The following is a 22,592-nucleotide window of genomic DNA, read 5'->3' as shown; positions in this document are numbered from 1 at the left end:
CTCGCACGAGGCCCCGGCCGCCGCGCAGCCACCCGGCGCGCCTGCCCGGTGCCACCGGCCGCGCACTCTAGAGTTCCCCGCCGTGCCGGACCCGAACTCCCCACCACCGCTGTTCCGCCGGGCCGTGGCCTCGCTCGACGCGGTGGCGCCGCGCCCGGAGCTCGTGGTGCGCCCGCTCGAGGCCCCGCCCCGGCTCGCACCGTTCAGCTGGGCCACGAGCGTGGAGGCCGACATCGGGCACCGCGGCGACGGCACCGACGACCTCGACGAGCCGGACACCTCGGGGCGGCTGATCCTGCTGCACGACCCGGACGGCCAGGACCGCTGGCAGGGCTCCTTCCGGCTGGTCTGCTTCGTCCAGGCCCGGCTCGAGCCCGGCCAGCTCGGCGACGACATGCTGCCGCGGATCGGCTGGTCGTGGCTCACCGACGCGCTCGAGCACGCCGGGGCCGGGTTCACCGCGCTCGGCGGCACGGTCACCCAGACCTCCTCGGTCCGGTTCGGCGGCCTGCGCCAGGACGGGCTGCCGGAGGGCGGGGACGGGCGGGAGGGCCCCCCACGCGAGGACCACCCACGTGAGGACGACGTCGAGCTGCGCGCCTCCTGGACGCCTACGGAGAGCGACGCCGATCTTGCCCGACACGCCGTCGCGTTCGGCTCCCTCGTGGCGACCGCCGCCGGGCTGCCGCCGGTCGGTGCCGTACCTCTCAGTCGGAGCCCCGGCTGATAGCCGCTGGTCAGCGGCGTACTGACGAAAAAGATCACCCGTACGGGTGGGACGCCACCCACATCCATGTAACTTTCCGGGCCAGAAGTTCGAATGCACACGCGACGTTAGGCCGCATGGAGGGATACCATCTCCCGCATGGCACCCACCCGGGCGGCCGAGCGCCACTCTCCGTCCCTCGGGTTCCGGTGTTGGTCGGGGGCTGACGACCGACTCCAGGAAGGTTGACGACGTGGCTGTACTTGGCCAGCAAGTGCCGGCGCAGGGCTCCGGCAGCACCACCGCCGGTGGCGCTCCGATCAGCGGGGCCGTGCTCTCGCCGGGGGTCGTCCCGCAGCCGCGGGAGGAGTTGTTCACGGTTCTCGTCGTGGACGACCACCCGCTGCTGCGCGAGGCGATCGCGGGGCGGCTGCGCTCCATGGGGGCGGGCACCGTCCACGAGGCGGCCTCGGTGACCGAGGCGCGTGCGCGGGCGCACGCCGCGGGTCCGTGCGACCTGGCGATCCTCGACCTGACACTGCCCGACGGCAGCGGTCTCGACCTGGTCAGCGAGCTCCGCTCGCTGGGCTGGAACCGGCTCGTCGTGCTGGCGTCCTCGGACGACCCGTACGCGGTCCGCTCGGCCTTCCAGGCGGGCGCGCAGGCGTACCTGCTGAAGTCCGCGTCGCCGTCGGTGGTCACCGACGGGGTCAAGCGGGTGCTCGACGGCGGCGTCTACGCCGACCCGACGGTCGCCCCGCTGCTGGCCACCGGCTCCCGCGTCCCGGGGACCGACAACACCCCGCGCGAGCTCTCCGCCCGCGAGGTCGAGGTGCTGCAGCTGGTCGCGGACGGCCAGTCGAACAAGGAGATCGGTGAGGCGCTGAGCCTGTCGGCGCTGACGGTGAAGAGCCACCTGTCCCGGATCGGGCGCAAGCTCGGTACCGGCGACCGCGCCCAGATGGTGGCGCTGGCCATGCGTGCGGGAGTCATTCGCTGAACCGGGGTACGGGGACCACAGGCGGTACGGACGTCCGACCGCCCGGTGATCCGTCCCCGGACGGTTCACCCGATCCGGTGCCGCTGCTCGCGCCCGCCGACGGCCTGCCCCCGGTGACGGCGTCCCCCGACGCCCTCGCCGAGGTGGCCGCGGCGATGGCGGGTGGCACCGGCCCGGTCGCGGTGGACGCCGAGCGCGCCTCGGGCTTCCGCTACTCCCAGCGCGCCTACCTGGTGCAGCTGCGGCGCGCGGGGGCCGGGACCGCGCTCGTCGACCCGATCCCGCTGCACGGCGAGGTCGCCGACCTCGCCGCCGCACTCGACGGGCCGGAATGGGTGCTGCACGCCGCGTCGCAGGACCTCCCGTGCCTGGCGGAGCTGGGCCTGCGCCCGGCCTCGCTGTTCGACACCGAGCTGGCCGGCCGGCTGGCCGGGCTCCCCCGCGTCGGTCTCGGGCCGATGGTCGAGAGCCTGCTCGGGTACTCCCTGGAGAAGGGCCACGGCGCCGCGGACTGGTCCCGGCGCCCGCTGCCCGAGGACTGGCTGGTCTACGCCGCACTCGACGTCGAGGTGCTCATCGAGCTCCGCGACGTGCTGACCGGCCTGCTCGACGCCCACGGCAAGCTCGAGTGGGCCCGCCAGGAGTTCGAGGCCGTCCGCACCGCACCGCCCCCCGCACCGCGGGCCGAGCCGTGGCGCCGGACCTCCGGGATCCACAAGGTGCGCAAGCCGCGTCCGCTCGCGGCGGTACGCGAGCTGTGGCAGGCCCGCGACTCGCTGGCCGCCGAACGCGACATCGCCCCCGGCCGGGTGCTGCCGGACGCGGCGATCGTCGACGCCGCCGTGCGCAACCCGGACTCCGCCGAGGCGCTCGCCGGCCTGCCCGTGTTCCGCGGGCGCTCGCAGCGGCGGCTGTCCCGGTACTGGTTCGACGCGCTGCGCCGCGCCGCCGAGCTGCCCGACGAGGAGCTGCCGCGCGGCTCGGCACCGACCGACGGACCGCCGCCGGTGTCGCGCTGGGCCGAGCGCGACCCGGACGCGGCCGCCCGGCTGACCGCGGCCCGCACCGTGCTCACCGACGTCTCCGAGCAGCACGACGTGCCGGTGGAGAACCTGTTGCAACCCGACCTGCTGCGCCGGCTGTGCTGGACCCCGCCCACCGACGGCGACGTCCGCGGCGCGCTGTCCGCCGGTGGGGCGCGGTCGTGGCAGGTCGAGCTGCTCGGCCCGCTGCTGGAGCCGGTGCTCGACACCCGCTGACGGGCGGGCCGCCGCCTACCGGGGGTGGACGACCGGATCGGGAGCGGCGGGGCCCTCCGCCGGCTCGGCCGCGACCGCGGCCGGGGCCCCGGGCAGCAGCACCCGCACCGCCAGGCCACCGCCCTCGACCGCCTCGGCCGCCACCCGGCCCCCGTGCGCGATCGCCACGGCCCGCACGATCGACAGCCCGAGCCCGGACCCGCGGGTGTGCGCGGTGCGCGCCACCGGGCCCCGGCGGAACGGCTCGAACAACTCCGACACCTGCGCCGCGGCCAGCTCCGGCCCGGACGAGGCGACCCGCAGCAGCACCGGGTCGCTCGCCCCGCCCCCGGCGCAGCCGACCTCGATCCAGCCGCCGTCCCGGTTGTGCCGCACGGCGTTCTCCAGCAGGTTCGCGACCAGTCGGCGCAGCAGCACCTCGTCGCCGGCGATCGCAGCCGGGCGCGGGTCGGTCCGCACGACCAGCCCGCGGGCCACGGCGTCCGCGGCCACCTCGTCCAGTTCCGCGGCGAGCACGGCCGCCAGGTCCACCGGGGACCGGTCCCCGCCGGTCAGCGGCCCGGTCGCTTCGGTCCGGGCCAGCAGCAGCAGCCCGCCGACGAGCTCGTCGCAGCGCCGACCGGCGTCGCGGACCACCTCGGCCATGCGGCGCAGCTCGGCGGCATCGGCGTCCGGGTCCTGCAGGGTCACGTCGATCTCGGTGCGCAGCACCGCGAGCGGGGTGCGCAGCTCGTGCCCGGCGTTGGCGACGAACCGGCGCTGGGCGTCGAACGCCGCCTGCAACCGGTCCAGCATCGCGTCGAACGACGCGGCCAGCTCGGCCACCTCACCGCGTGCCGACTCCAGCCCGACCCGCTCGTCGAGCGAGCTCGCGGACAGCCGCGACGCGGTGTCGACCACCCGGTGCAACGGGTCCAGCACGCGTCCCACCAGCACCCAGGCCGTCACCGCACCGGCCGCCACGACCAGCGGGAACGCGATCAGCCCGGCCCGCAGCACCTCGTCCCGGGCGCCGGCGGCGACCGCGGCACGGGCCGTCTCGGCCGGCACCGGCACCCCGTTCACCACGACGGTGCCGGGCAGCGCCGGTGTCCCGGCGACGGCCGCGCCGACCAGCATCCAGCCCAGCCACAGCAGCAGCGCCGACACCGCCGCGACCAGCAGGGTGGCGAGCAGCGTCAGCCGCGGCCGGAGGCCCCGCTGCCCGCGCTGTCGGCGCCCCACGGGTCAGCCCGCCGCGGTCCCGGCGGGCAGCGCATCGGGCACCCGGTACCCGGCCCCGACGACCGTGTCGATCAGACCGGGCTCGCCGAGCTTCTTGCGCAGCGTCATCACGGTGACCCGCACGGTGGTGGTGAACGGGTCGGCGTTCTCGTCCCACACCCGCTCCAGCAGCTCCTCGCTGGAGACCACCGCGCCGGACGCCGCGAGCAGCACCTCCAGCACGCCGAACTCCTTGCGGGTGAGCTCGACCGGGCGCCCGGCCCGGCTCACCGTGCGGCGGGCCGGATCCAGCACGAGGTCCCCGGCGGCGAGCGTCGGCGGCACGGCGGGGGTGGCCCGGCGGCCCAGCGCGCGGACCCGTGCCACGAGCTCGGGGAAGTCGAACGGCTTGGCCAGGTAGTCGTCCGCGCCGCGGGACAGGCCCTCGACCTTGTCGGCGAGCGACCCGGACGCGGTCAGCATCAGCACCCGGGTCGTCCCCCCGGCCGCGACGAGCTCGTCGCACAGCTCGTCGCCGCTGCGGCCCGGCAGGTCCCGGTCGAGGACGGCGACGTCGTAGCGGGTCACCGAGAGCTTCTCGGACCCCTCGTCGCCGTCGTAGGCCACGTCGACCGCGATCCCGTCCCGGCGCAGGCCGCGCGCGACCGCATCGGCCATGGCCGGCTCGTCCTCGACGACGATCACACGCATCAGCGGGCGCGCTCCCCGTCCTGCAGGGCCGGCAGGGCCGGTACGGAGGCCGCCGCCCACTCGGTGACCTTGCGGGCGACGTCCTGCTCGGTCAGCCCGGCCCTGGCGAGCACGTCGTCGCGGCTGCCGTGCACCAGGTACTCCTGGGGCAGCGCCAGGTCCCGCTGCCGGACGTCGATGTCGGCGGCCCGCAGCGCGTCCGACAGTGCCGAGCCGAACCCGCCGTGCGTGCCGCAGTCGGACACGGTGACGACGAGCTGGTGGTCCGCGGCCAGCGCGAGCAGCTCCTGCGGGACCGGCAGCACCCAGCGCGGGTCCACCACGGTCACGTCCACGCCCTGGTCGGCGAGCCGCTTCGCGGCCGCGACGCCGAGCGTGCCGAACGCACCGACGCACACCATCAGCACATCGGCCCGCCCGGTCGCGTCGCCGCCCGGCTCGTGCAGCACGTCCACCCCGGCCGGGCCGTCGAGGCGGCGCAGCGCCGGCACCGACTCGATCACCGACCCCTTCGGGTAGCGCAGCGCCGTCGGCCCGTCGGCGACGGCGACGGCCTCCCGGAACTCCTCGCGCAACGTCGCCGCGTCCCGCGGTGCGGCGACCCGCATCCCCGGCACGATCCCGAGCAGCGACAGGTCCCACATGCCGTTGTGCGACGGCCCGTCGCTGCCGGTCACCCCGGAACGGTCCAGCATCAGCGTGACCCGCTCGCGGTGCAGCCCGACGTCCATCAGCAGCTGGTCGAAACCCCGGTTGAGGAACGTCGAGTAGAGCGCCACCACCGGGTGCATCCCGGCCCGGGACAGCCCGGCCGCCGTGGCCAGCGCGTGCTGCTCGGCGATCCCGACGTCGATCGTCCGGTCCGGGTGGGCGGCCGCGAACGGGGCGAGCCCGGTCGGCCCGAGCATCGCCGCGGTGATCGCGACGACGTCGCTGCGCCGCGTCCCCAGCTCGACGATCTCGGCGGAGAAGACGTCGGTCCAGCCGGTCGACGGGGAGCCCGTGGGCTCGCCGGTCTCCGGGTCGAACGCCGACGGGCTGTGCATCTGCTCGGCCTCGTCGTTCTCGGCCGGCGGGTAGCCGTTGCCCTTGCGGGTCACCGCGTGCACGATCACCGGACCGCCGAAACGCTTCGCCCGGCGCAGCGCCGACTCGACCTGGCCGATGTCGTGCCCGTCGACCGGGCCGAAGTACTTCAGCCCCAGGTCGGAGAACAGCTCCTGCGGGCTCAGCGCGTCCTTCACCCCGGCCTTGAACGCGTGCAGCCCGGCGTACAGGGCGGGCCCGACGACCGGCGTGCCGCGCACCGTCCGCTTCCCGGCCTCCAGCACGCGCTCGTAGCCGGGCTGCAGCCGCAACGACGCGAGCCGGTCGGCCAGGCCGCCGATCGTCGGCGAGTACGACCGCCCGTTGTCGTTGACGACGATCACCAGGTTGCGGTCGGCGCCTGAATCACCGGCGGCTGTGTCCGGCCGGCCGCCTCCGGCGGCGATGTTGTTGAGGGCCTCCCACGCCATCCCACCGGTCAGCGCCCCGTCCCCGATCACGGCGACGACGTGCCGGTCCCGCCCGCAGACCGCGTGCGCGCGGGCGACACCGTCCGCCCAGGACAGCGACGACGACGCGTGGCTGGACTCCACGTGGTCGTGTTCGGACTCGGCGCGGCTCGGGTACCCGGACAGCCCGCCGGTCTTCTTCAGCCGGTCCCAGCCGTCCTGCCGGCCGGTCAGCAGCTTGTGCACGTACGCCTGGTGCCCGGTGTCCCAGATCAGGGTGTCCCGCGGTGAGTCGAAGACCCGGTGCAGGGCGATGGTCAGCTCGACCACACCCAGGTTCGGTCCGAGGTGGCCACCGGTGCGGGACACCGCACTGATCAGGAAGCCGCGGATCTCGGCCGCCAGCGACGCGAGCTCGTCCGCCCCGAGCCCGCGCAGGTCGGCCGGGCGCCGGATCGCGGCGAGCCCCCGGTTCGTCGTCACGTAGCGCCTCCTCGCCGCCGGACCCGCGCAGGCGACTCACCCGCTGCGGCCCGGCATCGACTCCTCGCGCCCACTCTACGGACGGGTGGCGGAGCCGACCCGGCGGTGCGGCCGGACACGGCGACGCCGTTCCGTCACCCGGACGGAGGCACCGCCGCGCCCGCGCACCACCGGCACCGGGCGCGCTTCTCACCAACCCCAGTTACGCATTGCGAATCCTCTCTCGATGATCGACATTCGGACGCTCCGGCGGGAATCGCATTCGCCCCCGCTCGGAGATCGATTCACCAACCCCAGTTGCGCATGACACCTCCCCGGCAATGCCCTGGACATCCGCACGTACAGCATGTCATTCACATCGTCGCAAATGCAGCGGGAGAGCGTTTTCTCCCGCGCACGGAGCGTGTTCTCCCACCCATTCCCGCGCCCTCCGCGAAATCGTCCCCGGCGACCACTCGTGCGCCGTCCGGCGGCACCGCGCTGCGCATTCCGGCCGACGCTCGACCGGACGCGTCAGGCACGTAGCGTGACAGCACCACTCGAACGAGCACCGTGCACACGGTCACGACGTCGCATCGATCACGGACGGCGACCGCGAGCAGCTAGGATCGCCTCGACACGGCGGCGCCCCGGCTGCCCCGGCCCGCGGCACGGGACCGATCACACGGCGCCCCACCAGCACGAGCGGAAGCGCCCGCCACGACCGGAAGGGGGACGCACACGGTGGTCCCGTCCCCGGTCCGCCTGCACCAGGTGACCCGCTGGCCGGTCTGGTCGATCCCGCCGCGCCTGCTCGGCGCCGTGCTCGCGGTCGAGCTGCTGGCGGTGTCACTGGTCGTGGCCGGGGCGCTGAACCCGCCCGAGCTCGACCGCGCGACGCTGGTGCTCCTGGCCACCCTCGCCGTGGCCGGCATGGCCCACACCGAGATCATCGCCGGGGTCGAGCGGGTCCGCCGCTACACGGCCGAGACCCACCATGTGAACCTCACCTCGGTGTGGACGTTCGCGTCCGCACTGCTGCTGCCGCCGGTGCTGGGTGCGGTGGTCGTCGTGGTCGTCTACACCCATCTCTACGTCCGGGTGCTGCGGCCGGTGCCACCGCCGCAGCGCCGTCCGGTGTTCCGCGAGGTCTACAGCGCCGCGACGGTCGTCCTGGCCGTGCACGCGGCCGCCGGGATGCTCGCGGCGACCCGGCCGGGCGAGGTGTACGGGGCGCTCCCCGAGGTGCTCGCGCTGATCCTGACGCTGCTCACCTACACCGTCGTGAACACCTGCCTGGTGCTCGGCGTGGTGGCGATGTCGGCCCCGGAGACCCCGATCCTGCGCATCCTGTTCGGCGGCGACGAACTCGCGCTCGAGCTCGCGACACTGTGCCTGGGCGCGCTCACCGCGGCCGGGCTGGCCGCGGGCGGGCCGCTGGTGGCGCTGCTGGCCATCCCGCCGATCATCGCGCTGCACCGCACGATCCTGGTCCGCCAGCTGCGGGAGAAGGCCGACCTCGACGCGAAGACCGGGCTGCTCAACCACGCCGCGTGGCACCTGCGCGGGTCGCACGCCCTGCAGCTCGCCGAGCGCGAACGGCGCCAGGCCGCGCTGCTGATCCTCGACCTCGACCGCTTCAAGGAGGTCAACGACGCGCACGGCCACCTCTACGGCGACCAGGTCCTCGCCGCGACCGCCCGGGTGCTGCGCGAGGAGCTGCGCGACCACGACCTGGTCGGCCGGTTCGGCGGGGAGGAGTTCGTGGTGCTGCTCCCCCGGCTGTCCGGGCACGACGGCCGCGAGGAGCTGCGGCAGGTCGCCGAGCGGCTGCGGGGGCGGGTGTCCGGCACAGCGGACGGCGAACCGCCCACGGGCGGCGTCGGGATCACGGTCTCGATCGGCGGGGCGGTGTTCCCCGCCGACGGCGGCGGGATGACGGCGCTGCTGGAGGTCGCGGACTCGGCGCTCTACGCGGCCAAGCGGGCCGGCCGGGACACGGTGCGGATCGGCCCGCACCCGCTGCGGACACCCGGGGCCGGCCCCGAGCCGGAGCCCGAGCCGGGCTGACCGGCCGGGTCTACGCGTCGCCGCCCGGTTCGACGCCCGCCCGCCCGAGCCGTACCCGGTTCCGACCGGCGCGCTTGGCCGCGTAGAGGGCGTGGTCGGCGACCTGCATCAGCGCGTCGAGCGACTCCCCGTCCGGCCCGGAGACCGCGACCCCGACCGACACCGACAGGTCGGTGATCGTCAGCGGGCCGCCGGGCGCGTCGACGTCGACCGCGAGGCCCCGCACCGTGCGCCGGATCCGCTCGGCGGCGGCGTGGGCGAGCTCGCCGCCCTCCGGTCCGGCCGGCAGCCCGGCCAGCAGCACCACGAACTCCTCCCCGCCGAACCGGCCGACCGGGTCGTGGTCACGCACCTGGGCGGTCAGCGTCCCCGCGACGGCGGCGAGCACCTCGTCGCCCGCCAGGTGGCCGTAGCCGTCGTTGACCGACTTGAAATGGTCCAGGTCGAGGATCAGCACGGCCACGGCGCCGTGCCGGCGCCGGGCACGGGCCAGCGCGCGGTGCGCCCGTCCCCGCCACGCCCCGGCGGTGAGCAGCCCGGTCTTGGCGTCGGTGTTGGCCCGTTCCTCGAGCTGGCGGATCAGCACCGCCCGGTGCAGCACCAGCAGCGGGGGCAGCACGAGCAGCACCAGCAGCGGCTGGCGCATGGCCGCGAGGGCGGCGAGCACCGCCAGGCACAGCGTCGCCCCCTCCAGCACGTGGTCGTCGCCGTCACCGAGCACACCGCGCCAGGCGAAGCGGCGCCCGGTCGTCAGCGCCAGCGCCAGCGCGATCAGCGTCTGGTTGACCAGCACGTACACCAGCATCGCGAGCAGCAGCGCGCCGTACCCGGCGAGCATGCTGCCCGGTCCGACACCGGCCGCCACGACGAGCCGCTCCGGGGCGACGATCGCAGCGGCGGCGTAGGCGGCGAGCACGACGGTCGCGGTGGTGTAGACGTGCCGGTACAGCGCGGCCCCGGCCGGGCGCCAGACCCGCCACCACAGGTGGCCGTAGATCACGACCACGCCGAGCCCGGCGAGCGCCGGGGGCAGCAGCAACGCACCGGCGAAGGTCCACACACTGGACAGGTCGAAGTACGAGGCGTGCGCGACCCTGCGGCGGACCCGCTCGATCCCGGTCGCGAGCTCGGTGTGCAGCACACCGAGCGTGACCAGGCCGAGCGCGCCCAGTGCGGCCGTGCCGGTGCCCGGGCCCGCCGGCAGCAGCACCAGTCCGCCGGCCACCAGGGCCGCGGCGACGGCCACCACCGTCACCAGCACCGCGACCATCGGCCGCGGCAGCCGGCGGACCGGCCACGAGCCGGTGCGGGGGCGCCCCCGCGCGGCGGTCACGAGGTTCCTCCGAGGGGGCTGCGCGGGCCCCGGACGGACCGTCCGGACCCGTTTCGACCCCCTCGCACTGTCACCCGAACGAGTACACTGACTGCTGCAATGTTGCAGAGAGTCACGTCAAGGGCAGGAGGTGACGACATGCGCAACCGTGGTTGGTGAGCACACCTCGACGACGGCGCGGTCACCCGGTCGCTCCCGCGACCGCACCGCCCGACGCGGTCCGCCGCAGCCGGACGAGACCGGCGCACGCGAGCAGCAGACCGGTGAGCCCGAAGGCGGCGAGGGCCACCGCAGGATCCGTCCACTGCGCCAGCAGACCGCCGAGCAGGACCGCGACACCCTGACCCGCGACGAGCCCGGCCGACGCGACGCCCGTGGCGGCGCCGCGCACGGCGGTCGGGGTCGCCCGGGCGAAGCCCGACTGGGCCTGGACCAGGCAGACCGTCGCGCAGGCCCCGGACAACGCCCACAGGGCCACCGCCGCCCAGAGCCCGGGTGCGAACGGCGTCAGCACCAGCGGTACCGCCGCCCCGGCGGCGAACGGGATCAGCCACCGCTCCCCCACCGGACGGCGGAACGCGAGCACGGCGGCACCCAGCGCGCTGCCGGCGGGGTCGGCGGCCATCAGCAGACCCGCCTCGACCGGCCCCGCACCGACGGCGAGCGCGTAAGCCGCCGCGAGCGCCTCCGGCAGCACGTAGATCCCGATCAGCCAGGCGGCCAGCACCAGGTAGCGCCGGCGCGGGCAGCCGAACACGACCGCGAGCCCGGCGCGGGCACCACCGAGCCACCGCCCCGCGGTGCGACGGGCCGGTGCACCGACCCGCCGCACCGCGCACCGCGCCCCCACCCCCAGCGCGACGACGAGCGCGGACCCGGCGAGGGCGCCGGCGTCGACGAGCAACGCGCCGTGCGGCGTGAGCCACGCGACGAGCAGACCACCGCCGCCGAACCCGGCGACCTGCGCGATCTGCACCGAGATCTGGCGCAGGGCGAGCCCGCGTGCCAGCAGCGCGCCGGGGAGCAGGTCCGGCAGCAGCGCCGCACGGGCCGCGTTGTGCGGGCCGCCGAGCAGCACCACGACGACGAGCAGGCCGCTCAACACCGGCAACGACAGGCCCGGCAGCGCCATCACCGCGACCAGCCCGGCCCGGGCCAGGTCGGCCAGGACCATCACCGCGCGGCGCGGGTACCGGTCGGCGAGATGCCCGAGCAGCAGCCCACCGAGCAGGGCGGGCAGGAAGGTCATCGCGTAGAACGCCGCGGACCAGGCCACCGAGCCCGTCCGCTGCAGGACCAGCACGGTCAGCGCGACCCGGGCGATCTGGTCGCCCGCGGTGGAGAGCAGCTCCGCCGAGAACAGGACCCGGAAGTCGGGGATCCGCAACGGGCTCCCGGCGACGGCGGCACCGGTACCGGGGTCGGGCGCCCCGGCCGTGTCCCGCCTGCCGGTACCAGCCATCCGGTGCGGACTCCTTCGACGTCGGCGGACCGCGGCGGGGCCGTCGCGCGGGGTACCGCCGCCGGGCCCGGGCCACGCCGGTGTTGCCGTCGAGCGTAGGTACCGCGCCGCGATACACCAGGTCGGCCCCCGCGCGCTCCGCCGGACGGCAGCACGACGGCGACGAACGGCCCTCACCGGCCGGTTCCGCAGCCCGCGCGGGCAGGATCAGAGCAGGTCCGCGACGTGCGAGAGCTCGTTCACGGTCCGGGCCTTGCGCATGCCGTCGCGGGCACAGACCACCCGGGTCACCCCGGTGTAGTCGAGCGGGAACGGCAGCGTCCGGTCGGTGCCCAGGATCGCCGCGAGGTAGGCGTTCACCACACCGGCGTGCGCCACCACGACGGCGGTCGCGCGGCCCGGGTGCGCGGCGACGATCTCCTCGACCGCCGCCTGCACGCGGGCGACGAACGCGCCGGTGTCGACGTGGGTTGGCAGGTGCCCGGCACGCATCCGCTCCCAGGTCTGCGGGTCCGCCCGGGCCATCTCCGCGATCGGGACGTACTCGGAGCGTTCGGCGTCGTACTCACGCAGGCCGGACCGCGTCGCCGGGGTCAGCCCGCGCTCGGCGGCCAGCGGGGCGGCCGTCTCGACGGCCCGGCGCATCGTGCTCGTGTACAGCGCGTCGACGGGCTCGCCGGCCAGCGCGCCCACCAGGCGTCCGGCCTGGGTGTGGCCCTCGGGGGTCAGGCCGGGGTCGGCGTGGGTGCCGTCGCCGTGTGCGACGCGTTCGGGGAGCGCGTGCCGGATGAGGATCAGTTGCACGCGGCGCTCAGTCCGGGACGTGGTCGCCGTGGCCGGCCGCCCGCAGCGCGGACCGCAGCGCGGCGGCGTGCCCGTCCTGCTCGTCGGCGTCGACCTGGGCGGCGGCGGTGGCGAAGTCGAAGGCCCGCATGTCCCAGGCCGGGAACACGTGCACGTGCAGGTGCGGCACCTCGAACCCGGCCACCATCAGGCCGACCCGCGGCGGGGACCAGATCTCCCGCACGGCGAGCCCGATCGTGCGCGCGACCTGCGTGAGGTGCGCGGTCAGCTCCGCATCGGCGTCGACCCACTGGTCGATCTCGGCGCGGGGCACGACGAGGGTGTGGCCGGGGCCGAGCGGGTTGATCGAGAGGAACCCGACGCAGTGCTCGTCGGCCCAGACGAACCGGCCGGGGAACTCGCCGTTGATGATCTTCGTGAAGACGCTGCTCACACCTGCGGACCCTAGGCCATCCCCGGCGCGGGCCACCGCGACGACCTACCCTCGGCCCATGCCTCGCACGATCGCCACGACCACCTCCGTCGACCGCGACGGGCTGCTCGAGTTCGTCCGGCCGCGCCACCGGATGGTGCTGATGACCACCCGGTCCGACGGCGGGGTCCAGGCCTCCCCGGTCACCGGCGGGGTCGACGACGCGGGCCGGATCGTGATCTCCACCTACCCCGAGCGGGCCAAGTCCGCGAACGTCGCGAAGCACCACCGGGCGTCGGTCGTCGTCCTCTCCGACGAGTTCAACGGGGCCTGGGTGCAGGTCGACGGCGCCGCCGAGCTGATCTCACTGCCGGAGGCGCTCGAACCGCTGGTGGACTACTTCCGCGCGATCTCCGGCGAGCACCCGGACTGGGACGAGTACCGGCAGGCGATGACCGACCAGGGCAAGGCCCTGATCCGGATCACCCCGGAGAGCTGGAGCCCGGTGGCGACGGGCGGGTTCCCCGCGCGGCTCGCCGACTCCTGACGCCCGGAGCAGCGGCATCACCCCGGCCCTGGGAGAATCGTGCGCCCCGCGTCCGGCGGCCCGCGCCCCGCGTCCGGCGTCCGGTGTCCGCGGGCCGGACGGCAACGGTGCCCGCCGGAGATAGGTTGAGCACGCACGCGGCCGGTGGCCGGGTCGCGAGGAGAGGACCGTGAGCATCCCCGTGAGCACGCAGCCCTGGCCCGGGCACGCCTACCCGCTGGGAGCCGGCTACGACGGCACCGGCACGAACTTCGCCCTGTTCTCCGAGATCGCCGAGGCGGTCGAGCTCTGCCTGTTCGACCCCGACCCGGACGCGCCGGGCGGGCTCGCCGAGACCCGGGTGCGGCTGACCGAGGTCGACGGGTTCGTCTGGCACGGCTACCTGCCCGGCATCGAGCCGGGCCAGCTCTACGGCTACCGGGTGCACGGCCCGTACGACCCGGCCCAGGGCCTGCGCTGCAACCCGGACAAGCTGCTCATCGACCCGTACGCCAAGGCCCTCGACGGCCCGGTGGACTGGGACGAGGCCGTGTTCGGCTACCACTTCGGCGACCCGGACTCGCGCAACGACACCGACTCCGCGCCGTACGTGCCCAAGTCGGTCGTCGTGAACCCGTACTTCGACTGGGGCTCGGACCGTCCGCCGAAGATCCCGTACAACGAGACGGTCGTCTACGAGGCGCACGTGCGCGGCCTCACCACGCTGCACCCCGGCATCGAGGAGGAGCTGCGCGGGACCTACTCCGGCGTGGCCCACCCGGCGATGATCGAGCACTACCGCAGGCTCGGGGTCACCGCCGTCGAGCTCATGCCGGTGCACGAGTTCGTGCAGGACCACCACCTCGTGGAGAAGGGCCTGTCGAACTACTGGGGCTACAACACGATCGGCTTCCTGGCCCCGCACCACGGCTACGCGAGCGCGGCCCCGGAGTTCGCCCGCGCCGGCTCGCAGGTGACCGAGTTCAAGGCGATGGTGCGTGACCTGCACGCGGCGGGCATCGAGGTGATCCTCGACGTCGTGTACAACCACACGGCCGAGGGCTCGGACATGGGCCCGACGCTGTCCTTCCGCGGGATCGACAACCACGCCTACTACCGGCTGGTCGACGACGACCCGCGCTACTACATGGACTACACCGGCACCGGCAACTCGCTGAACGTCCGGAGCCCGCACACCCTGCAGCTGATCATGGATTCGCTCCGGTACTGGGTGACCGAGATGCACGTCGACGGCTTCCGGTTCGACCTCGCCTCCACGCTGGCCCGCGAGTTCTACGACGTCGACCGGCTGTCCACGTTCTTCGACCTGGTCCAGCAGGACCCGGTGATCTCGCAGGTCAAACTGATCGCGGAGCCGTGGGACGTCGGCCCCGGCGGCTACCAGGTCGGCAACTTCCCGCCGCTGTGGACCGAGTGGAACGGCCAGTACCGCGACACGGTGCGCGACTTCTGGCGCGGTGAGGCGGGCACCCTCGGCGAGTTCGCGTCCCGGATCACCGGCAGCTCCGACCTCTACCAGGGCGACGGCCGCCGCCCGCTGGCCTCGATCAACTTCGTGACCGCGCACGACGGCTTCACCCTGGCCGACCTCGTGTCCTACAACGACAAGCACAACGAGGCCAACGGCGAGGACGGCAACGACGGCGAGAGCCACAACCGCTCCTGGAACTGCGGGGTCGAGGGCGCCACCGACGACCAGGCGGTGCTCGAGCTGCGGTCCCGCCAGCAGCGCAACTTCCTCGCCACGCTGCTGCTCTCGCAGGGCACCCCGATGCTGCTGCACGGCGACGAGGCCGGCCGCAGCCAGGGCGGCAACAACAACGCCTACTGCCAGGACAACGAGATCTCCTGGCAGGACTGGGCGCGGGCCGCCGAGCACGAGGACCTGACCGCGTTCACCGCCGGGGTCGCGGCGCTGCGCCACCACCACCCGGTGTTCCGGCGGCGCCGGTTCTTCGCCGGCAGGCCGATCGGGCGGCCGTCGACCTCCGACGAGGTCGCCGACATCGGCTGGTTCACCCCGGCCGGGCGGGAGATGACCGAGGAGGACTGGGACAACGACCTCGGCCGGGCCGTCGTCGTCTTCCTCAACGGCGACCAGATCGCCGACGTCGACCACCGCGGGCAGCGGATCACCGACGACTCGTTCCTGCTCTGCTTCAACTCCTACTGGGAGGACATCGACACCACCCTGCCGCCCGCCGAGTTCGGCGCGGCCTGGGAGGTCGTCGTCGACACGCACGCGGGCGAGGTCCACCCGCCGGCCGCGGCCGGCCAGAACGGGGCCGACCTCGACCCGGTCTCCGCGGGTTCGGTGCTGACCCTGCCCGCACGTTCCCTGCTCGTCCTGCGATCGAAGGGCTGAGGCACACCCGACATGAGCCGCCTCCCGGGTTCCACCTATCGGCTGCAGTTCTCGGCCGACCGCACGTTCGCCGACGCGCGGGCGATCGCCGGTTACCTCGACCGGCTCGGCATCGGCGCGCTGTACGCCTCACCGCTGCTGGAGTCGACCGCCGGCTCGAACCACGGCTACGACGTCGTCGACCCGACCCGGATCTCCGCCGAGCGCGGCGGCGAGGCGGAGCTGCGGGCACTGCTCGCCACGCTGCGCGAGCACGGGATGACGCTGCTGCTCGACATCGTGCCGAACCACCTCGGGGTGGCGCGTCCGGCCGAGAACCCGTGGTGGTGGGACGTGCTGACGCACGGCTCTGCCTCGCGCTACGCGCACCACTTCGACGTCGACTGGGGCGCCCCGGCGCTGCTGCTGCCGGTGCTCGACGCCGACGAGGCGGGGGCGCTGGAGCAGCTCGAGATCGTCGACGGGGAGCTGCGCTACCACGAGCACCGGTTCCCGCTCGCCCCCGGGACCGAGGGCGGCCCGGACGACCCGGCGACCCCGCAGCAGGTGCACGAGCGCCAGCACTACCGGCTCGTGTCCTGGCGGCGCGGCACCGCCGAGCTGACCTACCGGCGGTTCTTCGACGTGTCGGACCTGGCCGCGGTACGGGTCGAGGACCCCGGCGTGTTCGCCGACACCCACGGACGTGTCCTCGAGCTGCTGCGCTCCGACGACACGATCGCCGGGCTGCGCATCGACCACCCGGACGGCCTGTCCGACCCCGGCGGCTACCTGCGCCGGCTGCGCTCGGAGATCGGGCCGGACCGCTGGCTGCTGGTCGAGAAGATCCTCGGCGTGGGCGAGGACCTGCCCGCGTCCTGGCCGGTGGACGGCACCAGCGGCTACGAGGCGCTGCGCGAGGTCTGCGGGGTGTTCATCGACCCCGACGGCGCGGGGCTGCTCACCCAGCTCGCCGCCGAGCACACCGGCCGGAAGCGCTCCGCCCACGCCGTCGAGGCCGACGGGCGGCACCTGGTCGTCGACGAGATCCTCCTCGCCGAGGTCCGCCGGATCGCCGACGCCTTCCGCGCCGGCCCGGGGGCCGACGCCGGGCTGGTCGGGATCGACCTGGCCGACGTCACCGCCGCCGACCTGCACGACGCCGTCGCCGAGTTCTGCTGCGGGTTCCCGGTGTACCGCTCCTACCTGACCCCGGCGATCGCCGAGGGCCGCGCCGCCGCCGACACCGCCGTGTCGGTCGCCCGCACCCGGCGGCCCGACCTGGGCGCGGTGCTCACCGCCCTGCACGCGGGCCTGGTCGGCGAGCCCGGGTCGGAGTACGCGACCCGGCTGCAGCAGACCACCGGGATGGTCACCGCCAAGGGCGTCGAGGACACCGCGTTCTACCGCTACAACCGGCTCGTCGCGCTCAACGAGGTCGGCGGTGACCCGGCGCGTTTCGGTGTCCCGCCCGCCGAGTTCCACGCCGGGATGGCGCACCGCGAGGCCGGCCGGTCGCGGACGATGACCACGCTGTCCACCCACGACACCAAGCGCTCGGAGGACGTGCGGGCCCGGCTCGCCGTGCTCGCCGAGCGTCCCGCCGACTGGGCGCAGCGGCTGCGCCGCTGGTCGGTGCGCCACCCGCTGCCGGACCGATCGCTGGAGCTGCTGGCGTGGCAGTCGCTGGTCGGCGCGTGGCCGATCCCGGCCGAGCGGCTGTCGGGCTACCTCACCAAGGCGGCGAAGGAGGCCAAGCTGGTCACCTCGCACACCGACGCGGTCCCCGAGGTCGACGACGCCGTCGCCGCGTGGCCGGGCGCGGTGCTCGCCGACCGGGAGCTGGTCGCCGAGATCGAGGCGTTCGTCGGCGGGATCGCCGGGCCGGGCTGGTCGAACTCGCTGGGCCAGAAGCTGCTGCAGCTGACCGGTCCGGGGGTGCCGGACGTCTACCAGGGCACCGAGCTGTTCGAGTACTCGCTGGTCGACCCGGACAACCGGCGCCCGGTCGACATCGCCCACCGCGAGCGGTTGCTGGCCCGGCTCGACGACGGCGAACGGCCGCCGGTGGACGCGTCCGGTGCGGCGAAGCTGCTGGTCACCGCGACCGCCGCCCGGCTGCGCCGGTACCGGCCGGAGCTGTTCACCGGGTACGGCCCGCTGCACGCCCAGGGACCGGCCGCCGGGCACGCGGTCGCGTTCTCCCGGGGCGGCGGCGCCCTCGTCGCGGTGGCCACCCGGCTGCCCGAGGGGCTCGAACGCCGCGGCGGGTGGGAGGACACGACGCTGCCGCTGCCCGGCGGGTTCGACGACTGGCACGACATGATCGCGGACCGTCCCGTCGACGGCCCCGCGCCCCGGCTGGGCGACCTGCTCGAGCGTTACCCGGTGGCGCTGCTGGTCCGCCCGGCCTGACCGGGCCGCCCACGCGCCGCGCACCCGCACCGCGCACCCGCACCGCGCACCGCGCACCGCACTGCGCACCGCACTGCGCACCGCGAATCCCGCCGAGATGCAGCTCAGCGTTGCGCGGAGATCGACAATTCGCGCTGAGCCGCATCTCGGTGGGGGTCGTTCGGGCCCGGCTGGTCCGCGCGGGTGAGCGGGCCCACGCCCGCCCGGGTGAGCGGGCCCGGCGCCCCGTGGGGAAGGATCAGGTCCCGTGACGGAGTTCGCCGTGTGGGCCCCTGACAGGAACCGCGTCAGCGTCCTGGTCGGAGACGATCGGATCACGCTGGAGCCCGCACCGGGCGGGTGGTGGCGGACCGAGCTGCCCGACCACGGGCACGGCACCGACTACGCGTTCCTGCTCGACGACGACTCTCGCCCACTCCCCGACCCGCGCTCGCCGTGGCAGCCGGGCGGGGTCCACCAGCGGTCGCGGGTCTACGAGCACGACTCGTTCTGGTGGACCGACGACGCCTGGACCGGTCGCGCGCTGGCCGGGTCGGTGCTCTACGAGCTGCACATCGGCACGTTCACCGAGGGCGGCACGTTCGACACGGCGATCGGCAGGCTCGACCACCTGGTGTCCCTGGGCGTCGACCTGGTCGAGATCCTGCCGGTCAACGCCGTCGACGGCCCGGTGAACTGGGGCTACGACGGCGTCGCCTGGTACGCCGTCACCGAGAACTACGGCGGCCCGGACGCGTTCAAGCGGTTCGTCGACGCCTGTCACGCCCGCGGCATGGGCGTGGTGCTCGACGTCGTCTACAACCATCTCGGGCCGTCCGGGGCCTACCTCGACCGGTTCGGGCCCTACTTCGCCGGCTCCAACATCTGGGGCCCGTCGCTGAACCTGGACGGTCCCGGGTCCGACGAGGTCCGCCGCTACGTGATCGACAACGCGCTGATGTGGCTGCGCGACTTCCACGTCGACGGCCTGCGGCTCGACGCGGTGCACGCGCTGCGCGACGGCCGCGCCCAGCACCTGCTCGAGCAGCTCGCCGTCGAGGTCACCGCGCTGGAGGCGCACGTCGGGCGCCCGCTGTCGCTGATCGCCGAGTCCGACCTCAACGACCCCCGGCTGATCACCGCGCGCGAGGGCGGCGGCTACGGGCTGACCGCCCAGTGGGCCGACGACGTCCACCACAGCCTGCACACCGTGCTCACCGGCGAGAGCCAGGGCTACTACGGCGACTTCGCCGAGGCCGGCCTCGACGGGCTCGCCCACGTGCTCACCCGCGGGTTCCTGCACGAGGGCACCTGGTCGTCGTTCCGCGGGCGCAGCCACGGCGCCCCGATCGACACCGCGCGGATCCCCGGGTCACGCCTGGTCACCTACCTGCAGAACCACGACCAGATCGGCAACCGGGCCACCGGCGACCGGCTCACCCACACCCTGTCCCCCGGCCTGCTGGCCTGCGGGGCGGCGCTGCTGTTCACCTCCGGGTTCACGCCCATGCTGTTCATGGGCGAGGAGTGGGGTGCCCGCACGCCGTGGCAGTTCTTCTCCCGCTTCCCCGACCCCGGGCTGCAGCAGGCGGTCCGCGAGGGCCGGGCGAAGGAGTTCGCCGACCACGGCTGGTCCGACGTCAGCACCGCCGACGAGGTGCCGGACCCGAACGCCGAGTCGACGTTCACCGACTCGACGCTCGACTGGGCCGAGGCCGAGCAGGAGCCGCACGCCACCCTGCTGCGGATGCACCGCGAGCTGATCGCGCTGCGCCGCGCCTGGCCGGAGCTCTCGGACCCGTGGCTGGACTCGGTGATGGTCGACGTCCACGAGCAGGCCCGCACCCTCGTGGTGAACCGGGGTGCGATGCGGGTCGTGGTCAACCTCGGCTCGGAGCCGGTGACGCTCTCGCTCGGCGCGACGATCACCCGGATCCTGCTGGCCTCCGAGCCGACCCGCAGCGAGGACGACTCGTTCACCGTCCCCGCCGAGGCCTTCGCCATCTGCCGGATCGCAGTACGCCCGTGAGTGGTTATCGCGGCTGGAGCCGCGATAACCACTCACGATCTCAAATCAAGCCGAGCTTGCGCACCGCGTCGCGCTCCTCGCCCAGCTCGGCGACGCTGGCGTCGATCTTCTCGCGGGAGAAGTCGTCGATCTCCAGGCCCTGGACGATCTTCCACTCGCCGTTCTCGGAGGTCACCGGGAACGAGGAGATGATGCCCTCGGGGACGCCGTAGGAGCCGTCCGACGGGATGGCGGCGGAGGTCCAGTCACCGGCCGGGGTGCCGTTGACCCAGTCGTGGACGTGGTCGATGGCGGCGTTGGCGGCCGACGCGGCCGAGGACGCGCCCCGGGCCTCGATGATCGCGGCGCCGCGCTTGGCGACGGTCGGGATGAAGTCGTTCTCCAGCCAGTCCCGCTCCACCTGCTCGGCGGCGATCTTGCCGTTGACCTCGGTGTGGAACAGGTCCGGGTACTGGGTGGCCGAGTGGTTGCCCCAGATCGTCAGCTTCGTGATCGCGTCGAGCTGGACGTCGAGCTTGCGCGCCAGCTGGGCCAGCGCGCGGTTGTGGTCGAGGCGGGTCATCGCGGTGAACCGCTCGGCGGGCACGTCCGGCGCCGACGCCTGCGCGATCAGCGCGTTGGTGTTGGCCGGGTTGCCCACGGCGAGCACACGGATGTCGTCGGCGGCGCCGGCGTTGATCGCCTTGCCCTGCGGGCCGAAGATCCCGCCGTTGGCCTCGAGCAGGTCGCCGCGCTCCATGCCCTTGGTCCGCGGGCGGGCGCCGACCAGCAGCGCGACGTTCGCGCCGGAGAAGGCGGCGGTGGCGTCGTCGTGGATGTCGATGCCGCGCAGCAGCGGGAAGGCGCAGTCGTCGAGCTCCATCGCGGTGCCCTCGGCGGCCTTGACGGCCTGCGGGATCTCCAGCAGGTTCAGCTTGACCGGGGTGTCGGGCCCCAGCAGCTGCCCGGAGGCGATCCGGAAGAGCAGCGCGTAACCGATCTGGCCAGCGGCTCCGGTGACGGTAACGGTGACGGGGGTAGCAGACACGGCAGGGACCCTAGCCGGGACGGCCCCGGCGCACCGCGACGGGGAGCACACGGATCGCTCCAGGTGGCACGAAGCACACCCGGGGTAGCGTCCGTGCGGTGCGCGGACTCCCGGTGGCCGACCGCTACCCCGCCCCCGATCTGGCCCGCGGCGCCGCGCTGCTGCTGATCGCGGTCGCCAACGCGCACACGTTCGTCACCGGGCGTGGGATCGGCGTCCGCGGCTACCCGCGGGACCTGCAGGGTGCCGACGCCGTCGTCGCCGCCGTGCAGCTCGTCCTGGTCGACGGCCGCGGCTACCCGTTGTTCGCGCTGCTGTTCGGGTTCGGTATCGCGACGCTGGCCGCCCGCCGCGCCACCACCGGCGCGGTGACCGGCGGGCCGGGGCCCGCGGCACGCACGACGGCGGGGACGGCCGGCACACCGCCCGACGACCCGGTGCTCGCGACGGTCCGCCGGCGCGGGGCCGCCCTGCTCGCGGTCGGGGCGGCACACGCGGTCCTGCTGTGGCACGGCGACATCGTCGCCGCCTACGGCCTGCTCGCCGTGCTGCTCGCGGGCCTGCTGGTACGCGGCAGCACGACCGCCCTGGTGACGACGGCGGCGGGCACGATCGCGCTGACCGTGCTGCTGTACGCACCGGTGGCCCTGACCGACTCGGCGCAGACGGCGTCACCCTCGCTGGTCGAACCCGGTGTGCTCGCCGCGGCGAGCGACCGGTTCGGCGAGTGGCTGTTCGGCAACCTGCTGCTCAGCGCGGTGGGGTCGGCCGGTGCGGCGGCGCTCGGGGTGCTGCTGGCCCGCAGCGGCCGGCTCGCCGCCCCGGGGCGCCACCGGCGGTTCCTGACCCGGCTCGCCGTCGCCGGGATCGCGGCCGGGGTGCTCGGTGGGCTGCCCCTGGCGCTGGTCGCGGCCGGGGTGTGGGCCCCGCCGGCGGGTATCGCGCTGCTGCTCGGGCCGCTGCACGCGCTCACCGGCTACGCCGCGGGGGCCGGCTACGCCGCGGTGGCCGGGCTGGTCGCGGACCGGTGGGCCCGCCGCGGTGGTCCCGGGCCGGTGGGACGGGCGCTGGTCGCCACCGGGCAGCGCTCGCTGTCGGCGTACCTGGCCCAGTCCGTGGCGTTCGTGGGCCTGTTCGCCGCCTGGACACTCGGGCTGGGTGCCGGCCTGCCGGTGTGGGCGGCAACGCTGTGCGGGGCCGGGGTGTGGCTGGTGACGGTGCTCGTCGCGGACCGGTCGGCCCGCGCCGGGCGGCGCGGCCCCGCCGAGACGCTGCTGCGGCTGCTGACCTACGGCCGCCGGCCCGCGCCGCAACGCTGACGTCCGGGCCGGCA

At 74.7% G+C, this 22,592-nt stretch carries 17 protein-coding genes; 9 read left to right on the top strand and 8 right to left on the bottom strand.

Annotated elements, in window-relative coordinates; translation table 11 throughout:
* Window positions 1–82 precede the first annotated feature (82 nt).
* The 3 genes from BM093_RS24830 (at window position 83) to BM093_RS24820 (ending at window position 2,965) form a co-directional block, all read left to right on the top strand.
* The gene (locus BM093_RS24830) at window positions 83–727 is read left to right on the top strand and encodes a DUF3000 domain-containing protein (protein ID WP_093350398.1); all 645 of its coding nucleotides are present in this window, start codon (window positions 83–85) and stop codon (window positions 725–727) included.
* Between the two features lie 310 nt (window positions 728–1,037).
* Window positions 1,038–1,706 (top strand): LuxR C-terminal-related transcriptional regulator, encoded by a 669-nt coding sequence (locus BM093_RS24825; RefSeq protein ID WP_093350440.1) that lies wholly within the window; start codon window positions 1,038–1,040, stop codon window positions 1,704–1,706.
* Between the two features lie 77 nt (window positions 1,707–1,783).
* Window positions 1,784–2,965: an HRDC domain-containing protein gene (locus BM093_RS24820; RefSeq protein WP_093350394.1), complete on the top strand. Its 1,182-nt coding sequence runs from the start codon at window positions 1,784–1,786 to the stop codon at window positions 2,963–2,965.
* A 15-nt stretch (window positions 2,966–2,980) separates the two neighbouring features.
* Here the strand turns inward: BM093_RS24820 and BM093_RS24815 are convergent, their stop codons facing one another.
* The 3 genes from BM093_RS24815 to dxs are packed head-to-tail and all read right to left on the bottom strand — an operon-like array spanning window position 2,981 to window position 6,858.
* Window positions 2,981–4,189 carry a sensor histidine kinase gene (locus BM093_RS24815; protein ID WP_245773777.1) on the bottom strand — a complete coding sequence of 403 codons (1,209 nt, stop codon included), beginning with the start codon at window positions 4,187–4,189 and terminating at the stop codon, window positions 2,981–2,983.
* A gap of 3 nt (window positions 4,190–4,192) precedes the next feature.
* Window positions 4,193–4,879, bottom strand: coding sequence for a response regulator transcription factor (locus tag BM093_RS24810; protein WP_093350391.1), 687 nt, complete (start codon window positions 4,877–4,879; stop codon window positions 4,193–4,195).
* Window positions 4,879–6,858, bottom strand: coding sequence for a 1-deoxy-D-xylulose-5-phosphate synthase (gene dxs / locus BM093_RS24805; protein ID WP_093350387.1), 1,980 nt, complete (start codon window positions 6,856–6,858; stop codon window positions 4,879–4,881). Before dxs ends, BM093_RS24810 begins: the two co-directional genes overlap by 1 nt.
* Before the next feature lie 723 nt (window positions 6,859–7,581).
* Between dxs and BM093_RS24800 the strand changes: the two genes are divergently transcribed.
* Window positions 7,582–8,907, top strand: a complete 1,326-nt coding sequence (locus BM093_RS24800; RefSeq protein WP_093350384.1) for a GGDEF domain-containing protein — start codon at window positions 7,582–7,584, stop codon at window positions 8,905–8,907.
* A gap of 10 nt (window positions 8,908–8,917) precedes the next feature.
* Here BM093_RS24800 and BM093_RS24795 read toward each other — a convergent pair whose 3' ends face one another.
* From BM093_RS24795 to BM093_RS24780, 4 genes are all read right to left on the bottom strand, one after another.
* Window positions 8,918–10,240 carry a GGDEF domain-containing protein gene (locus BM093_RS24795; RefSeq protein ID WP_093350381.1) on the bottom strand — a complete coding sequence of 441 codons (1,323 nt, stop codon included), beginning with the start codon at window positions 10,238–10,240 and terminating at the stop codon, window positions 8,918–8,920.
* 181 nt (window positions 10,241–10,421) lie between these two features.
* Window positions 10,422–11,702: an MFS transporter gene (locus BM093_RS24790; RefSeq protein WP_093350378.1), complete on the bottom strand. Its 1,281-nt coding sequence runs from the start codon at window positions 11,700–11,702 to the stop codon at window positions 10,422–10,424.
* Window positions 11,703–11,909: 207 nt separating this feature from the next.
* Window positions 11,910–12,506 (bottom strand): histidine phosphatase family protein, encoded by a 597-nt coding sequence (locus BM093_RS24785; protein ID WP_093350375.1) that lies wholly within the window; start codon window positions 12,504–12,506, stop codon window positions 11,910–11,912.
* A gap of 7 nt (window positions 12,507–12,513) precedes the next feature.
* The gene (locus BM093_RS24780; RefSeq protein ID WP_093350372.1) at window positions 12,514–12,939 is read right to left on the bottom strand and encodes an HIT family protein; all 426 of its coding nucleotides are present in this window, start codon (window positions 12,937–12,939) and stop codon (window positions 12,514–12,516) included.
* Between the two features lie 58 nt (window positions 12,940–12,997).
* Here BM093_RS24780 and BM093_RS24775 point away from each other — a divergent pair, with 58 nt between their 5' ends.
* The 4 genes from BM093_RS24775 (at window position 12,998) to treZ (ending at window position 20,232) form a co-directional block, all read left to right on the top strand.
* A complete protein-coding gene (locus tag BM093_RS24775; protein WP_093350368.1) occupies window positions 12,998–13,465 on the top strand; it encodes a PPOX class F420-dependent oxidoreductase in 468 nt (155 codons plus the stop codon).
* Between the two features lie 169 nt (window positions 13,466–13,634).
* A complete protein-coding gene (gene glgX, locus BM093_RS24770) occupies window positions 13,635–15,830 on the top strand; it encodes a glycogen debranching protein GlgX (protein WP_245773776.1) in 2,196 nt (731 codons plus the stop codon).
* Window positions 15,831–15,842: 12 nt separating this feature from the next.
* The gene (treY, locus tag BM093_RS24765) at window positions 15,843–18,224 is read left to right on the top strand and encodes a malto-oligosyltrehalose synthase (RefSeq protein WP_093350365.1); all 2,382 of its coding nucleotides are present in this window, start codon (window positions 15,843–15,845) and stop codon (window positions 18,222–18,224) included.
* Between the two features lie 247 nt (window positions 18,225–18,471).
* Window positions 18,472–20,232: a malto-oligosyltrehalose trehalohydrolase gene (treZ, locus tag BM093_RS24760; protein WP_093350362.1), complete on the top strand. Its 1,761-nt coding sequence runs from the start codon at window positions 18,472–18,474 to the stop codon at window positions 20,230–20,232.
* Window positions 20,233–20,272: 40 nt separating this feature from the next.
* On the opposite strand, the gene BM093_RS24755 is transcribed toward treZ, so the two are convergent.
* Complete coding sequence (locus tag BM093_RS24755) at window positions 20,273–21,259, bottom strand: malate dehydrogenase (RefSeq protein WP_093350359.1); 987 nt, start codon at window positions 21,257–21,259, stop codon at window positions 20,273–20,275.
* A gap of 98 nt (window positions 21,260–21,357) precedes the next feature.
* On the opposite strand from BM093_RS24755, the gene BM093_RS24750 reads away from it, so the two are divergent.
* A complete protein-coding gene (locus BM093_RS24750; RefSeq protein ID WP_143105510.1) occupies window positions 21,358–22,578 on the top strand; it encodes a DUF418 domain-containing protein in 1,221 nt (406 codons plus the stop codon).
* The last annotated feature ends 14 nt before the right edge of the window (window positions 22,579–22,592 follow it).

Source organism: Pseudonocardia ammonioxydans (assembly GCF_900115005.1).
Classification (GTDB): Bacteria; Actinomycetota; Actinomycetes; order Mycobacteriales; family Pseudonocardiaceae; genus Pseudonocardia; species Pseudonocardia ammonioxydans.
This window is presented reverse-complemented; position numbering and strand designations above follow the sequence as displayed.

Coding starts and splice junctions, on each gene's coding strand:
- BM093_RS24810 (WP_093350391.1), bottom strand. CDS start 4,879: ATGCGTGTGATCGTCGTCGAGGACGAGCCGGCCATGGCCGATGCGGTC.
- BM093_RS24790 (WP_093350378.1), bottom strand. CDS start 11,702: ATGGCTGGTACCGGCAGGCGGGACACGGCCGGGGCGCCCGACCCCGGT.
- BM093_RS24775 (WP_093350368.1), top strand. CDS start 12,998: ATGCCTCGCACGATCGCCACGACCACCTCCGTCGACCGCGACGGGCTG.
- treY (WP_093350365.1), top strand. CDS start 15,843: ATGAGCCGCCTCCCGGGTTCCACCTATCGGCTGCAGTTCTCGGCCGAC.